At 40.5% G+C, this 14,665-nt stretch carries 17 protein-coding genes and 1 pseudogene; 9 read left to right on the top strand and 9 right to left on the bottom strand.

Annotated elements, in window-relative coordinates; genetic code table 11:
* On the top strand, positions 1-260 hold a 260-nt coding region (locus BLR15_RS09050), incomplete at its 5' end, for a transposase (RefSeq protein ID WP_143003951.1).
* 178 nt (positions 261-438) lie between these two features.
* On the opposite strand, the gene BLR15_RS09045 is transcribed toward BLR15_RS09050, so the two are convergent.
* Complete coding sequence (locus BLR15_RS09045) at positions 439-1,278, bottom strand: PucR family transcriptional regulator (protein ID WP_092986761.1); 840 nt, start codon at positions 1,276-1,278, stop codon at positions 439-441.
* 465 nt (positions 1,279-1,743) lie between these two features.
* Here BLR15_RS09045 and BLR15_RS09040 point away from each other — a divergent pair, with 465 nt between their 5' ends.
* Genes BLR15_RS09040 through BLR15_RS09015 form a run of 6 tightly spaced genes read left to right on the top strand, consistent with a single transcriptional unit; the run spans position 1,744 to position 7,152 of the window.
* Positions 1,744-2,451, top strand: coding sequence for a GntR family transcriptional regulator (locus tag BLR15_RS09040; protein ID WP_092986759.1), 708 nt, complete (start codon positions 1,744-1,746; stop codon positions 2,449-2,451).
* An 11-nt stretch (positions 2,452-2,462) separates the two neighbouring features.
* Positions 2,463-2,927: a TRAP transporter small permease gene (locus BLR15_RS09035; protein WP_092986757.1), complete on the top strand. Its 465-nt coding sequence runs from the start codon at positions 2,463-2,465 to the stop codon at positions 2,925-2,927.
* On the top strand, positions 2,927-4,204 hold the full coding sequence (locus tag BLR15_RS09030; protein WP_092986755.1) for a TRAP transporter large permease: 1,278 nt from the start codon (positions 2,927-2,929) through the stop codon (positions 4,202-4,204). The genes BLR15_RS09035 and BLR15_RS09030 overlap by 1 nt, the downstream gene beginning before the upstream one ends.
* A gap of 16 nt (positions 4,205-4,220) precedes the next feature.
* Entirely contained in the window at positions 4,221-4,991 is a 771-nt protein-coding gene (locus BLR15_RS09025; protein WP_092986753.1) for a creatininase family protein, read from the top strand.
* Positions 4,992-5,006: 15 nt separating this feature from the next.
* Positions 5,007-6,008 (top strand): TRAP transporter substrate-binding protein, encoded by a 1,002-nt coding sequence (locus BLR15_RS09020; RefSeq protein WP_092986751.1) that lies wholly within the window; start codon positions 5,007-5,009, stop codon positions 6,006-6,008.
* Positions 6,001-7,152, top strand: coding sequence for a M20 metallopeptidase family protein (locus BLR15_RS09015; protein ID WP_092986749.1), 1,152 nt, complete (start codon positions 6,001-6,003; stop codon positions 7,150-7,152). The genes BLR15_RS09020 and BLR15_RS09015 overlap by 8 nt, the downstream gene beginning before the upstream one ends.
* 61 nt (positions 7,153-7,213) lie before the next feature.
* Here the strand turns inward: BLR15_RS09015 and BLR15_RS09010 are convergent, their stop codons facing one another.
* From BLR15_RS09010 to BLR15_RS08995, 4 genes are all read right to left on the bottom strand, one after another.
* Positions 7,214-7,456, bottom strand: a complete 243-nt coding sequence (locus BLR15_RS09010) for a hypothetical protein (protein WP_092986747.1) — start codon at positions 7,454-7,456, stop codon at positions 7,214-7,216.
* An 82-nt stretch (positions 7,457-7,538) separates the two neighbouring features.
* On the bottom strand, positions 7,539-8,108 hold the full coding sequence (locus BLR15_RS09005; RefSeq protein ID WP_245696716.1) for a hypothetical protein: 570 nt from the start codon (positions 8,106-8,108) through the stop codon (positions 7,539-7,541).
* 29 nt (positions 8,109-8,137) lie between these two features.
* Positions 8,138-9,577 (bottom strand): sodium:solute symporter family protein, encoded by a 1,440-nt coding sequence (locus tag BLR15_RS09000; protein ID WP_092986743.1) that lies wholly within the window; start codon positions 9,575-9,577, stop codon positions 8,138-8,140.
* Between the two features lie 6 nt (positions 9,578-9,583).
* Positions 9,584-9,814, bottom strand: coding sequence for a hypothetical protein (locus BLR15_RS08995; RefSeq protein WP_092986741.1), 231 nt, complete (start codon positions 9,812-9,814; stop codon positions 9,584-9,586).
* A 237-nt stretch (positions 9,815-10,051) separates the two neighbouring features.
* Between BLR15_RS08995 and BLR15_RS08990 the strand changes: the two genes are divergently transcribed.
* On the top strand, positions 10,052-10,495 hold the full coding sequence (locus tag BLR15_RS08990; RefSeq protein ID WP_176754116.1) for an aconitase X swivel domain-containing protein: 444 nt from the start codon (positions 10,052-10,054) through the stop codon (positions 10,493-10,495).
* Positions 10,488-11,765, top strand: coding sequence for an aconitase X (locus BLR15_RS08985; protein ID WP_176754115.1), 1,278 nt, complete (start codon positions 10,488-10,490; stop codon positions 11,763-11,765). Before BLR15_RS08990 ends, BLR15_RS08985 begins: the two co-directional genes overlap by 8 nt.
* A gap of 23 nt (positions 11,766-11,788) precedes the next feature.
* Here BLR15_RS08985 and BLR15_RS08980 read toward each other — a convergent pair whose 3' ends face one another.
* The 4 genes and pseudogenes from BLR15_RS08980 to BLR15_RS08965 form a co-directional block, all read right to left on the bottom strand.
* Positions 11,789-12,187, bottom strand: a complete 399-nt coding sequence (locus BLR15_RS08980) for a YbgA family protein (protein ID WP_092986735.1) — start codon at positions 12,185-12,187, stop codon at positions 11,789-11,791.
* A 138-nt stretch (positions 12,188-12,325) separates the two neighbouring features.
* Positions 12,326-12,661 (bottom strand): annotated as a pseudogene (locus BLR15_RS08975) (DUF6241 domain-containing protein); the annotation flags it as partial.
* Between the two features lie 12 nt (positions 12,662-12,673).
* Positions 12,674-12,904: a hypothetical protein gene (locus BLR15_RS08970; RefSeq protein ID WP_092986731.1), complete on the bottom strand. Its 231-nt coding sequence runs from the start codon at positions 12,902-12,904 to the stop codon at positions 12,674-12,676.
* Positions 12,905-13,198: 294 nt separating this feature from the next.
* Positions 13,199-14,503, bottom strand: a complete 1,305-nt coding sequence (locus tag BLR15_RS08965) for a S8 family peptidase (RefSeq protein WP_092986729.1) — start codon at positions 14,501-14,503, stop codon at positions 13,199-13,201.
* Between the last annotated feature and the right edge of the window lie 162 nt (positions 14,504-14,665).

Raw genomic sequence — 14,665 nt, 5'->3', positions numbered from 1 at the left:
AAATGAAAATAACAACAGATCTCAGGAAATATTCCGCACCAGCCCGTGGGTCTCTAGCATGGAAAAACATTTTCAAACGCCGTACTGCGGTAGAAAGAGTCAATGCATACCTTAAGGAATTCTTTCAACTGAACAATGTTCGATATCGTACCGGAAAACGCGCAAAAATTCATTTTGACATGGTGACACTTGTTTACAATGCATCCAAGTTGGCTGCAGACCGCATCGATGCTCAATTCATTCAGCAACAAGCTGCATGATTTCTGTTTTTTAAAATACATTTTAGGAATTCTGTAGGTCTTTGTATTTTTAAAAAGAGCAATTATGAAATTGATTCAATTAAAAAATCAAAATTGATCAATCTCTCTATATTATGTAAGCGTCAAATGCTCCCAATCTGAATCCAGACGGAGTTTATTTGACGCTTACCTTTAAAATCTACAACGGCTTATACGAACTCCTCAAATGACAAGCCAACTGTATTTTCAAATTATCTTCCGGATCCTGGAAACTGACTTCTAAAAGTTCTTCAATTTTCCTTAACCGGTTATAAAGTGTATTAATATGAATATGAAGTTTCTTCGCTGTATCCACAGCTGATTTGTTCAGCTGGATGTAACTGACCAATGTTTCCTCCAGATCATTATTATCTTTGTCAGACTTCAAAGGAGCCAGTGTCTCTTCCAGGAAAAACTCGATTTCCTGGGGCTGCTGGTGTACAAACAGACGGTTGACGCCAATCTCTTCATAATGGATGATCGCAGAGTCATTGCGGTTTATCAGATATTCCAATGCTTTTTGGGCTTCATCGTAACTGTTCGCTATATTTCCAATACCCCTGTAGGTCGAGCCGACACCTGCCGCAAACGTCTCGCCATTATTCTGCTGCCATTTCTTCATGAGGTCATCCAGTTTTTCAGACATCCTTTCCTGGTCAGAGAGGTGAGGGGTGGATATCAACAGGTTCACTTTGTTATGAAACCCATAGACCAGCAAGCTCAGGTTTGGAAAGCTTTTCTTGATGAAGGATACAAGACGATGGATGTTCAATTCCAATGCCTGCAGATCCTGACCGGCTTTTATCTTGAACACGGACACAGAGAAATAATGTGAGGGATCCAATCCAAGTTCTTTTGCCTGGCCATGCAGTGAGTCGATATGATTGTTATTGATGAAGTCGGTGAAGGACTCATGAGTTTTTTTATAATAGATATCCGTCAGCGTGTTCTTCTTGACCAGTTCGAGTGAAAGGACCGTGCCGCCTTGCTCGATGGTCACAATATTACTTCAGAAGTCAAAGGAGAATGACTTGAGACCTCTATTTCACGCCTCTGTAGCTGCTAAACTGGACTCAACCTTTACATATTCTTTAGTCGTAACAATGGGGTCAAAAAATATTCGGATTCCGGATCAAAGTAATTCCCTAATTCCATTTTTAAATCTTCAAGGGAGATATCAATCTGATTATTTCTCCATTCATAGCGTCCTAGATAGTTAGGAATAATAGCATCTAAATCTATCAGCTAGCAATATATACTCCATCATATACTGTGACATTCTCATTCATTGTTTCAATCCAATAATTCAATTGATTCTTGTAACTAATGGATTGTAAATATACAAAAATTATTAGAAATGCTATTAACATATTAAAAATTCTCAGACAATATTGACAATTGCAAAACTTTAGTATAGTCTATTTTTATATTATTAATTGTTATAACAAAAGGGTGATTTGATGTAATGAAACTAACGGATAAGGTATACGAAACTTTATTGAACCAGATTCACAACGGATATTATAAGGAAGGTGAAAGGATACCAACGGAAAAGAACCTGATGGAGTCATTTTCAGTCAGCCGTTCACCTGTAAGGGATGCTTTAAAAAGATTACAGAATGAAGGATACATCAAAAGAACTCCAAGAAAAGGCAGTATAGTTGTATCCAACACACGTGTGAACGAAACAATCAGTTTCAAGGGAGGATTTTCTAAGTATTTCGGAGGAAACTGGGACAAAATTGAAACCGCTACGATGGAAGTGTCCACTGTACTTGACTCTGAAATAGCGAAGATTATACAACAAGAAGAAAATGATCCTCTGATTAAAGTATTGAGAGTCAGAAAGTTTAAAGGGGAACCTGTATTTTTTATCAGAACGCACTACCCAAAATCCCTGGTAAAAAATATCACAAATGAAGAGTTTTATGATGTAAACAATTTACGGAGTTGGATACAAAAGAAAACAGATACTGTTTTTCAATTTTCAAACGAAAGGTTAAAAGCAGTGAATGCCGACAAAATCGTCAGCAATAATCTGCATGTTGAAGAAAATAAAGCCATCCTGAAGATTGAGCGTCTTACTCACGACACAGAACATAAGCTTGTAGAATACGTAGAATATTATGTCAACACTGACATCTGGCAATACCATATTGATTATGAATATTAGGAGGTGTCCGAATGAAAGCTTTTTATAACGCAGTTCTAGTTTTATGTTCAATTTTATTGATCATTATTATGTTTACAACAGTTGCTGGAGTCTTTTTTAGGTATGTTGTTGGTTCTCCATTGATTTGGAGTGATGAACTTGCACGATTTGCTTTAATTTGGATGGTATTTTTAGGGGCAGGAGTAGTTTCTTTTAAAGATAAACAGTTGTTTGTAGATTTCATCTATGAATATACAGGGCCAAAAATGACAAATTTTTTAAAAACCTTTTCAGCATTTATTGTTCTGGCATTTTTAATTGTACTAGTTGTTTTTTCGATTGACCTGTTAAGAGTAGCAGGTTACAACACCAGTCCTGCACTGGATATACCATATTCATTTTGGAGGGGTTCAGTTGTTGCAGGGTCGATATTGATGATTGTTGCAATAATTTATAATCAGTTTCTCAAAATGAAGGAATGGAAGGGGGATAAGTAATGTTAATCACACTAGTCATATTAATTATGATCATTTTGCTCATATTAGGTGTACCAGTTGCTTTCTCAATCGGTATCGCATCTATGTTGTATATCGTGTTCGCAGGTTATGATCTAAGCATGGTTGCTCAGAGTATGGTTGGAGGAGTGGATTCATTCACACTACTTGCAATTCCATTTTTCCTGTTCCTTGGTGCCATTATGAATACAGGCGGAATAACCGACAAAATTATTGATATTGCAAAAACACTGGTTGGCCATTTTAAAGGTGGTCTTGCACAGGTTAATATCATATCCAGTACAATATTTGCCGGCTTATCGGGTTCAGCTACAGCGGATACAATTGCACTTGGTAAAGTACTTATTCCCGCAATGGAGAAGGAAGGATACGATAAGAAATTTGCTGCAGCAATTACAGCAACATCATCTATTGTAGGTCCGATTATACCGCCAAGCATAACTTTAATTATTTTTGGTGTAGTCAGCGGGACACCAATTGGACCATTACTTATAGCAGGTATTATTCCTGGTATTTTAGTTTCTTTATCGTTAATGATTTATACGTACTTCATTTCTAAAAAAAGAGATTATCCAAGAGATCCGAAAGCCACTTTTAAACAGCGTGGTACCGCTATGTATAAAGGTGTATTTGCTTTACTGTTACCGATAATTATTGTCGTCGGTATTGTGTCAGGTTTTTTTACAGCAACTGAATCGGCAGGTATTGCTCTGGTATATGCTTTAATAGTCGTGCTATTTATTTATCGATCTGCTTCTATTAAAGAATTGTGGGGAATACTTAAAGAATCAACATTTGAATCGGCAAAAATTCTGCTGATTATTGCGGCTGCTTCTGTCTTTGCTTGGGTAATCACCCGTTCAGGACTTTCAGCAGTGATAGGTGATTTCATTTTCAGCATAACAACAAATCAGTATTTGATTGTGACTATGATAATTATATTCCTCCTTATCATCGGATTATTCATGTTACCTAGTGAAGGGATCGTTGTATTTGCGCCGATATTGACACCAATCATGATCGAAGTAGGCATGGATCCTGTACAGTTTGGTGTACTGATGGTTCTGACACTGACTATTGGCGGTGCTTCGCCACCAGTGGGTGTTCTGCTTTATATTGTTGCCGATATTGCAAAAGTAAGTTATGTACCTTTACTGAAAGAAGTTGCACCAATGTATGTTCCGCTACTCGCAACTTCATTACTTGTCGGATTTATTCCGGGAATTTCATTAATTCTTATTGAATGGTTTATTAACTAAAAGAGGAGTGTATTAGGTGGAAAAATTTGGATTACACTATATGACTTGGAAAGAGATAGAGAAAGCATTTACTGAAGACAAGGTTATTTATATTCCTATGGGTTCTATGGAACAGCACGGCAGTCATTCTATTAATGGTGACTTCCTGGCAGCAACACACATTGCTGAAAAGGTTGCAAAAAAGACTGACAACCTGTATATTCCGACGATCCCTTTTGGTAATTCTGGTTATTTTAAATCGTTTCCAGGTACAATTTCATTAAGAGAAGAAACGGTCACACGAATAGTAAAAGATGTTATTGAGAATCTTGTAGATCATGGGCAGTATAAAATAGTATTTTTAAATGGTCATGCAGGTAATAAGAGTTCAATAACTACTGCTGTCAGAGAATTAAAAGAAACAATTACTGACCTCAAAGTACACACATTTAATTTATGGCAAACATTCACACCGAATCAAAAAAAGTCTTTATACCCAACCGATCAAGATCCTTCTGGTCATGGTGCAGAACCATTGACTTCAATAATGAGATATTTATATGGAGACTATGTAGATACTACAAAAGAAGTCATTGAAAAAAAGAAAGTAAGCAAAGATGGTATGGAAATCTTGAATCTTAATCAGGTCAATATTGATGGGATAAACGTGGATGTATATTTGGATATGAGCGACATATCTGAAGACGGAATATATTCCACCACCTTCAAACCAAGTGCAGATATAGGAGAAAAGGCTATTGACCATATAGTGAATAATATATGCGAGAGTGTTGAGAAATTATATTAGTTAGGGGTAATTGATATGAAAAAAAGCATATTACTTTTACTTACTTCTATTGTTACTTTAGCAGGATGCAATGGAAATAGCGAAGTAGAAAGTGAAGCTCCAGGCAGTGGTGAGTATGATGTTTCCTTCAGTACATGGGCTAATCCCGGTGAGCCGGCATTTGATGGAATGCTTAGGTTTGAAGAAATCATAGAAGAAGAAACTGAGTATAATATTAACATTTTTCCGGGAAATCAGCTCGGAGCTACAGTAGAACAGATGGAACAGGTGATGATGGGGTCAATCGAAATGATGTCAAGTGGTGATCCAGGTTTAATGGAAATAGAAATGCTATCACTCCCTTATTTGATGGATAGTAATGAACATTGGAAAAATGTGCTCGAATCTGATATTGGTCAGGAGTGGGAAGATCAAATGAGAGAGAATCAGGGCCTGATTAATATCGGTATCTTACCTAGAGGACCAAGAATAGTTTCATCGAATGTTGAAATAGAAACCCCGGAAGACATGGCTGGGCTTAAGATCAGAGCACCTCAAAGAGATTATTATGTGGAGACATTCAGAGCTTTGGGTGCAAGCCCTACCCCTGTCGACTTTGGTGAACTATACAGTGCAATAGATACCGGGATTGTCACAGCTCAGGAAAACCCTTTAGAAACGATTGTTGCGGGTGGGTTTATGGAGATTCAAAGTGATATTTCACTTACGAACCATATGTATAAACCGGCATTTATTACTGTAAATAATGAATTCTTTGAGTCATTATCAGAAGAGGACCGAGAAGTTTTCTATGATGCTGCTCTGGAAGCTGAAGAAGTCACCACACAACTACTGGAAGAAGAAGAGGAAGAAACGCTTCAGACTTTGGAAGACAACGGCACAACAATTATAGAACCAGATCTTGAAGCTTTTGAGGAACAGACTCAGAGTGTGAGAGATGAGCTAGGTGTCGAAACATGGGGAGAAGAAAGATATAATGAAATAGTGGAAATGGGTAAGGAGGATTTAGGTGAGTAAAAAATTGATCCAGGAAAACATTGATCACATCATCACGTTCAGAAGAAATATGCATGAAAATCCTGAGTTAAGCTTTGAGGAATTTGAAACGACCAAAAATATTGCGGATGGACTACAAGATACTGCTTTTGAATTTTTCCATCTGAAAGAAAAAACTGGTCTGATAGGTTATATAGAGAAAGATAAATCTCTTAAAACTTTGGCGATAAGAGCCGACATTGATGCTTTGCCTATCATTGAAAATACAGGCTTGGAGTATTCATCTCAAAATGAAGGCGTGATGCATGCATGTGGTCATGATATTCATACAAGCATTTTATATGGATATTGCAAAATTGTATCTGATCTAAAAGAAAACTTGAATTATAATGTTGTAGTCATCTTTCAACCCGCCGAGGAAATTATGGAAGGTGCGCAATATATATTAAAAGAGTTAAAAAAACTGGATATAAAAATTGATGAAATTATTGCCTATCATACATGGCCTTTTCTTGAAGAAGGCAAGGTAGGATACCGTACAGGAGATATGATGGCAGGTGCGATGAGTTTCGATGTGGAAATTAAAGCGAGTGGCGGTCATGCTGCGCATCCACATACAACTGCAGATCCGGTATTTCTTTCATCCAATGTAATTGGTTTTATCCAAACTATAGTTTCCAGATATAATAATCCTGTCAATCCCCTGGTGATTACAGTTGGGACAATTAATGGCGGTACTAAATCCAATGTGATCAGTGACTCATGTAAATTCAGCGGAACAATCAGGAGCTTCTCCAAAGAATCGTTGAATATAGCGACCCGGTTGATAGAGGAGTATATCAACAATATAACCGATATGTCAGATGCACAGTGTGATGTTACTTTTTCAAATTACTGTCCGCCTGTGATCAATAATCAGGAAACAGTTAATAATTTTGTAAATTCCAGTCCAGCCGAACTGATGGAAGAACTGGCCCAGCCTTCAATGGGCTCAGAAGATTTTGCGTTCTATCTGGAAGAAATCGATGGTGCATTATTCAGAGTTGGAACGAAAATTGAAGGAGAAGAGAGAAGTGTTCTCGGATTGCATAATGCAAAAATTATCTTCTCGGAAAAAGCAATTTCAGCAGGAATAGAAGCATTGTTGAATTACACAACTAAGTAAACTGTAATTAAGAAACAGGAGCATTTTCTTATAAAGGGGGATTGCTCCTGTTTTTGAATATTTACAACTTCTCATATATCTCTTTCCATTCAATATTCAAGTATGTCCTCACTGCATACATTAAACTGATCAACCTCTCACTGCCTTCTGAGTTCTCGAATTCTACGTTATATTCACTTTGGAAATAGCCAAGTTCTTCCCGGAAATTATCATACTTTGAATTTACGAGTATACCGTCATTTTTCGCAGCTTTTTGTACATCAAACAGGAAATTTATAATAAAGATTTCACGATAATCTTTCAATGGATAATCATGCCTTTTTTACTGGATAAATTTGCTTCGGTATATAAAAAAGGAGCCACATCAAATTGTGACTCCGATCCAATCATGTCAGCAGATCTTTTCCATTTTGCCATCTGTCGGCGAGGAATTTTTCGGATTCGCCGGTGTTGGCATTGATATGGAATGTTATGTTTACGAAATCGCTTTGTACCGTTCCGGTCCAGATGGGCAGATACACGAGTTCTTTTTCCAAAACTTCATGTTCCGGTTTTTTCAATATATAAGAACGGTTGATCTGTTTCTCCTGCACGTCTTTGATGTAGCGATCTGTTTCTGTTTCATCTTTGATGACCGGCTGGACGAGGTTTTCTGTTTCGATATCTGATTCACTGACGGGCGGGACGTGTGAAAACAGCCCCCGATAGCCGGATACTGCATCGATGAACAGCATCCTAGGAAGTTTTCTCGGCGGAAAGGGCGGGCGTGCTGCTACGAGCAATGTTTTAACCATCCAGAACGGATGGTATTTAAGCTCTACATCCCTGATATTTTCTTTTATATGCCGTGCATCGATATTCCAGTCAAACCGCGTTTTCAGGCCCATACTTTTGTATATGGCATGATGCAGCTCGTCCATACCGAGTATTTCATTGCCGATTCGTTTGATTTTCATAGACTCAGCCATTCCTTTTCTTCAGTCACCTACTGCTCGAGGTGCGAATGATACATATCCACTTTAGCCTGCTGTTCTTCAGACGGCGGCGGCGTCATCAGACTGACTATGATCATGACGATCAGGGAAGCGGGTGCTGCGATGATCGGTTCTGCGTTGGTCGGCAATATTTGCAGTGATGCGAGTATGGCGAAAAGTGCCGCACCGGTCAGTATGCCGGAGAATGCGCCGATTTTGTTGACACGTTTCCACCAGATTCCAAGCACAAATGGAAAGCCGAATGACGACAATAGGAAGCCGCCGACCCAGCCGACCATGACTGCGATGATGCCCGGTGGATTGAGTGCGATTGCAATACCGATGATGACAGCGACGAACATCGTAATCAACCCGAGCAGTGTGACAAAGCGTTCACTGGCTGCCTTATTGATATGTGTTTTATAAATATCATGTGCGACACCGGCGGAAATGGCCAGCAGCATCGCATCGGCAGATGACATGATCGCGGCAAGCAGTCCTGCGAGCAGGATGCCGCCCAGTATCGCAGGCAGATATGTTTCAACCACTGTGATGAAAATCATATCGGTGTTATCGAGTGTGCCGACGATATCCATAGTCACCCCTGCTGCTGTGATGAAGAAACCTGCAAGGAACAGGAGGATGTAGATCAATGTCCCCCACATGCCGGAACGTCTTGCTGTACGTGCATCTCTCGAGGCGAAGTTACGCATGACTACCGAAGGTGAGATGATGGCAAACCACATGAAAGCGATGAATATGCCGAAGTAGGACATCCACGGCTGTGTTACATCACCGAATTCCGGGTCTGCAGCCAGGGCGCTGTCCAAAAGGTTGCCGATACTGCCGAAGTCGGCGAAAATGACAACGGCGAGTATGATGACACCGATCAGCATGATGGCACCCTGGATCAGGTCTGTATAAGTGATTGCCCACATACCGCCGAGTGCCGCATATAAAGTAAAACCGAGACCGAGTACGATAGTTGCTGTGCCGTAATTGATACCGAGCACGTGCGACCCAATCAGACCGGCTGCCGTCAATTGCGGCACCATGTAAAATGTCATCGCAACGACGACAATGATTGCTGCTAAAATCTGTACAGATTTACCAAACCTCTGATAAAAGAATTCAGGCATACTTTTTACTCCGGAACGGCGAACCTGTCCGGAAATGAGAAACATGGCAAGCGGAAGCGCTGCCAGCACACCGAATGCGTATGTAAAGTAATACGGCAGCCCAAGTGTGACGCCCGAACCGACCGCACCCATCAATGAACTGGAACTGGCGATCGCTGCGAAAACTGCAAATGCGCCGACAAATGTATTGATACTCTGTCCTGCAGTGAAGTAGTCACTTTCACTGTGTCGTGCCCTTCTATAAAAATAAATACCGATAAATGTCATCAAGACCAGATAGGCCAGAACAATAATTCCTTCAGTTACCTGCATGAACTGTTACCCCCTTGTTTCATTTTTTTGTTTTCCTTCTATTTTCTCAACCCACACAACATAAATGACCGCCAGAGCGAACCAGATGAATATTCCGATGAACATCAGCCAGGCGACCAGTGACACACCCGCGATGTGAATATCGGTCGGCCACCATGCCCAGACGAACACCGAATAGATAAAAACCACAACAGTCAAAATCAGCCCGGGATCTTTGAATTTCGATTTTTGAGCCATTGATAATCCTCCCCTTTGTAATTATTTGAGCATTTTCTCAATTTATGTTTCAAAGTATAAAGGATGTCCGGGGCTTTTACAAATGGATTTGAAAGTGATTTTAAACTAAGCTGAAGCGGCTTTTATTGATAAATATTTTGAAATATTACAGTCAGTCCTATATAGTTTTAAATATATAAAATGTAAGAAAATTCAATCATTTAAATTTGTGAAATCATGGTGATGAATATGAACAGAATGACCTGTGAAAAAAGTTTTAAAGGAAAAACAATCGTTGAAGGCAGAGCTGAAGGAAAAGCCATCACATCAAATATGCCGCTCAGTTTTTGGGGTGGTTTTGACCCGTCCGAAGGAAAAGTGATAGACAGATATCATGATTTATATGATGTGGATGTAAAAGGAAAGATTATGGTTTTACCGGAAGGGCGTGGGTCTTGTACGGGGAGCGTCGTACTGTTGGAAGCGATATTAAGCGAAAACGGACCGAACGGCATAATATTGAAAGCTGCTGATGAAATCATTACACTCGGCGGTATCGTCGCTGATGAAATATTTACGGAAGGGATTCCTGTGGTTGTTTTGGATGATGAAGATTTTTCACATCTTATCAATGCGGAATATATCAATATCAGTGACAATGATGTCACAGTTCATTTCATGGAAGGTGATCAGGATGACTGAAATTGAGCTGTCGCGTTATGACCAGGATCTGCTGTCGGGAAAATTTGGTGAAACGAAGAAAAAAGCGATGAAAATAATATTAAGAATGGCGGAGATGCAGGGTGCAGTGCAGCTGATTGATGTTTCAAAGGCACATATAGACGGGTGTGCCTATAATGGTGAAGCAAGTATACTATTCCCACGTGAAATGGCAAAGGACGGCAGCCAGGTCAGCGTGCCGACGACGATGAATGCCATATCCATAGATAAAAGACGTTATAATGCGGCCGGTCTGGATGCAGGCTTTGAAGAGAAGGGCAATCAGGTCACCCTGGAATATGAAAAGATGGGTGTTCAGCCGACATACGCCTGTACGCCTTACCAGCTGCCGGGTGCACCGGAATTTGGTGAACATATCGCATGGGCTGAATCCAATGCTGTCGTGTTTGCCAACAGTGTCATCGGGGCAAGATCGAACAGATACGGTGATTTTATGGATTTGTGCATCGCGCTAACAGGCAGGGCGCCGCTTTCGGGTTATCATCTTGATGAGGAAAGGCTTGGAACCATTCACATCAGACTGCATGATATAGAACATATTGATTCGTTCCTCTATCCGATTCTGGGATATCTGGTCGGGCACAGGGCGGGTAAAGGTGTACCGGTCATGGAAGGGCTGAACCACGAACCGGATCATGACGACCTGAAAGCTTTCGGGGCGGCACTGGCAACAAGCGGTGCCGTGGGCATGTTCCATATCGTCGGCGTTACGCCCGAGGCACCCTCCGTTGAAGCAGCCTTTGGAAACAGGAAACCATCTGAAGTATGGCATATTACTAAAGAAGAATTGTCTGAGACATGGCAAAAATTAAAACCGGCTGACAATGATCGATTGGATTTTATTCTGATGGGCAGTCCGCAATTGTCATTGGACGAGTTTAAACAGATCAATGAATTTGTGATGGACAAGGAAATACATCTTGATGTGAAATTGATATTGACGACGAACCGGTATGCATATGATGCTGCGGAAAAATTGGGTTATATAGATGAAATCAAACGATTTGGCGCAGAAATCATTACAGACAGCTGTCTGTGTATGATCAATCCGTTCATAGAATCATATATTCAAAAGGATACATGTAAAATAATGACCAATTCCGGCAAGTTTGTACACTACGGCCCTGCATTATTGAATAAGGATGATGTGTCTATCAGCAGCACCATGGATTGTCTTCAGTCAGCAGTCTCAGGGTTTACAACCCTCACCGTACCTGAATGGTTGAAGTGAAAATGAATGACGGATCGATTCCGTCATCCATTCATTTTATTCTGCCGATGATTCGAATGCAGTATCGATGAATTTTGAAGATACTCAACCTTATACTTGTCAGCTAAATGTGAAATAAACTTCAACAGCTCCTCACGGTTTAATTCGTCATTCATAAAACCGGCCTTCATCTGTTTTGACGCTTCCCGCTCTTTTTCTGTACATATTTTCTTGAAATATCCCCATATGTGGTTATAAGCATTTTCCATTGATCCTTTTGTCGGTTTAACTTCGTATGCTTCTTCAATCAGGTTGGTCAGCTCTTCCATATCCACATCCTTCTTCAATACTTCCCTTATCAGATTATAATGCTTCTGACTGTGCATCATCACCTTATACTTTTCCCGTGCCCATTTCTTCTCGATTTCATAACGTTCGCTCATATTATCACCCGTTTATATTTACCCTGTTTCAATAAAGGAAAATCTCCATTCTCAGATTGAATAAAACAGAAAGATTGAGACGTAAGTGCAGAACTGGAATCTACAGTATACAAAAAAGACGTCCCGATTTGGGCGTCTTTAAAGTCTGCTCTGTGCTTCAATTCTTCGCTGTATTTCCTGGTATCCTGCGTATTCTTCCTGCGGTACGTCGTCGGATTCCTGATATGTTTCTTCGATAAAGCGCTGCTCTTCACCTGGCTGTATCAGTCCGTATGCTTTCCCTATCCTTACCGAGTAATCGCTTGGCTGCGTCAATACGTTATGGATTTCGACGGAATTTGAGTAATCCCCGTTTTTCCAGTTCAGCATTTCTTCATGCAAAAACGTTCTGTCAGGTACATCATACTGCTCTAACAATGAAATCATTTCATCAATTCTTTCATCTGTGATTCTCAAGTGCCCCCATTTGTGTTCGGCCCTGACTTTTTAATGCGTCATTCTGTGGATATTGTCGGACACCTTTTCGGTCACTTCTTCATTCGGTTCATCGACTTCATTTTCAAAGCTTAAGGAAATTTCCTCATTCTTTTTTCTTGCCATTGTGGAATCAAAATCGATGATATCATCTGTTTCGGGATCTACGTCCTGCTTTGCGTCGTTAGGTGCAGAAAGCTGGGCATGGGCCTCATTTTCCCCGCCGGGGTCATTATTTCCCATAAAGATGAATAAAAAAGCACCGCCGATGATAATGAAGGAAAGCAGTATAAATGATACAGCTGTTGTAATACCCTTGCGGATAAATTACACCTCCCAATTTTATATGTAATTATGATTACGGCTTCAGTTGACATTTTACTATATTTTACAGTTCTATAAAAGCCTGATTTTGGAATCCTTTATTATATACTTCCACTGATATTTGGAATTGATAAATTTAATTATTGATTTATATTAAAAAAGGTGTCCGCCGATCAATTGAACGGGGGACACCTTTTTATTCTTAAACCAGAATCAATGACTCGAAGCTGCTTTTTGTAAGTTTTCAGCGTAGCTGATGGCACTATCCACAGCGTTTTCTGCTTCGATATAACCCCAGGGATCTTCGAAAAGGGGTTCTCCTGTCATCTGTAATATACTTTTTATATCATTCGGGCTTAAATCCGGACTGGCTTCAAGCATTAATGCGATTATACCGGCACATATCGGTGTTGCCATTGAAGTACCGGACATCTGGATATAATTTTCATCCACGACCTGTTCTGCATATTGTGTTTCTGCCGCTGAACCCGGTGAGAGCAATGAAATGATGTCTGTGCCGGGTGCGTAAATATCAGGCTTTACGAATTCGTCAATCGTGGGTCCTCTGCTCGAGAATTCTGCGATTTCATCATCAGCACGGTCCACTGTGTTTTGATCATGGGAGGCTCCGACTGTAATGATGAAAGGATTTATTGCGGGTGTGCCGATGGTAGACGGGGAAGGGCCGCTGTTACCTGCGGCTGCACAGACAACCATTCCGCTGTGCCAGGCTTCCTGTGCCGCAATGGACAAAGGATCATCTCTGAACGACTCGAGGGCAGAAGCGCCGAGTGAAAGGGAAATGATTTTTATATCATGTGTTTCCTGATTATCCAGACACCATTCAATCCCTTCGATAATGGTGGACAGGCTGCCTCCGCCGGATTCATCCAGCACTTTTACGCCGATGATGTCTGCTTCCGGTGCGGGTCCTTTATATTTACCATCTGACAGTGCGCCGTTACCTGCTGCATCACCGGCACAGTGTGTGCCGTGTCCATTGTCATCATATGGCTCCGTCTCTCCGTTGATCAGATCGTGAAACGCTATTATGCGGTTTTCCGGAGTCGTTAAATCGTCATGGGGGTATATGCCGGTATCAAGCACAGCGATTGTCACGCCTTTGCCGCTGAGATCCCGGGCTTCTCTGACAGCTTCGGCACCGGTGCCGGGGTCTGCGATATCGAGAAAAGCCTGGACAGGCCGGTCATAATAAATCCGCTCGATTGCTTCGTGGTTCCTGATTTCCTTGATCTTTTCTGGTGTCAGATGACCTTTCACACTGTTGATGAGGCGGATTTCCTCTTCAAGATGATTGTGTGAATCTGTATTACAAGCCTGCACAAGATCATCTTTCTCACTTTGATTACATCCCCGTTTATATTTGATGATCACGGGAATTTCATCAGTATTCGTATCCTTCAGGAAAGTTCTGCGGTTGCTACGCAACAACTCGATCAGTGCAGGGTCCAGTCTGTTGCCGCTTTCTTCGAACCACACTCTTTTTCTATCAGGCATTTTATTCACCTCCTCAAGTTTCAGTTTAAAAATATGCAAATTATATATACTTTCATTATTAGTTTTTCCAAATTTACATTTTTCAAACATTAATAAAATAAACGAAATGAACCCCGAAAACAATTAAGTTTCCGGGTTCATTATTAATCTATTATAATGACT

Origin of the sequence: Lacicoccus qingdaonensis, assembly GCF_900101075.1 — a bacterium.
Lineage (GTDB): Bacteria > Bacillota > Bacilli > Staphylococcales > Salinicoccaceae > Lacicoccus > Lacicoccus qingdaonensis.
Note: the sequence above shows the minus strand (reverse complement) of the source record. Positions and strands in the feature narration are given on the sequence as shown.

Coding starts and splice junctions, on each gene's coding strand:
- BLR15_RS09030 (WP_092986755.1), top strand. CDS start 2,927: ATGTTAATCACACTAGTCATATTAATTATGATCATTTTGCTCATATTA.
- BLR15_RS08970 (WP_092986731.1), bottom strand. CDS start 12,904: ATGGGAAATAATGACCCCGGCGGGGAAAATGAGGCCCATGCCCAGCTT.
- BLR15_RS08965 (WP_092986729.1), bottom strand. CDS start 14,503: ATGCCTGATAGAAAAAGAGTGTGGTTCGAAGAAAGCGGCAACAGACTG.
- BLR15_RS09040 (WP_092986759.1), top strand. CDS start 1,744: ATGAAACTAACGGATAAGGTATACGAAACTTTATTGAACCAGATTCAC.
- BLR15_RS08985 (WP_176754115.1), top strand. CDS start 10,488: ATGACTGAAATTGAGCTGTCGCGTTATGACCAGGATCTGCTGTCGGGA.
- BLR15_RS09035 (WP_092986757.1), top strand. CDS start 2,463: ATGAAAGCTTTTTATAACGCAGTTCTAGTTTTATGTTCAATTTTATTG.
- BLR15_RS08995 (WP_092986741.1), bottom strand. CDS start 9,814: ATGGCTCAAAAATCGAAATTCAAAGATCCCGGGCTGATTTTGACTGTT.
- BLR15_RS08990 (WP_176754116.1), top strand. CDS start 10,052: ATGACCTGTGAAAAAAGTTTTAAAGGAAAAACAATCGTTGAAGGCAGA.
- BLR15_RS09000 (WP_092986743.1), bottom strand. CDS start 9,577: ATGCAGGTAACTGAAGGAATTATTGTTCTGGCCTATCTGGTCTTGATG.
- BLR15_RS09020 (WP_092986751.1), top strand. CDS start 5,007: ATGAAAAAAAGCATATTACTTTTACTTACTTCTATTGTTACTTTAGCA.
- BLR15_RS09005 (WP_245696716.1), bottom strand. CDS start 8,108: ATGAAAATCAAACGAATCGGCAATGAAATACTCGGTATGGACGAGCTG.
- BLR15_RS08980 (WP_092986735.1), bottom strand. CDS start 12,187: ATGAGCGAACGTTATGAAATCGAGAAGAAATGGGCACGGGAAAAGTAT.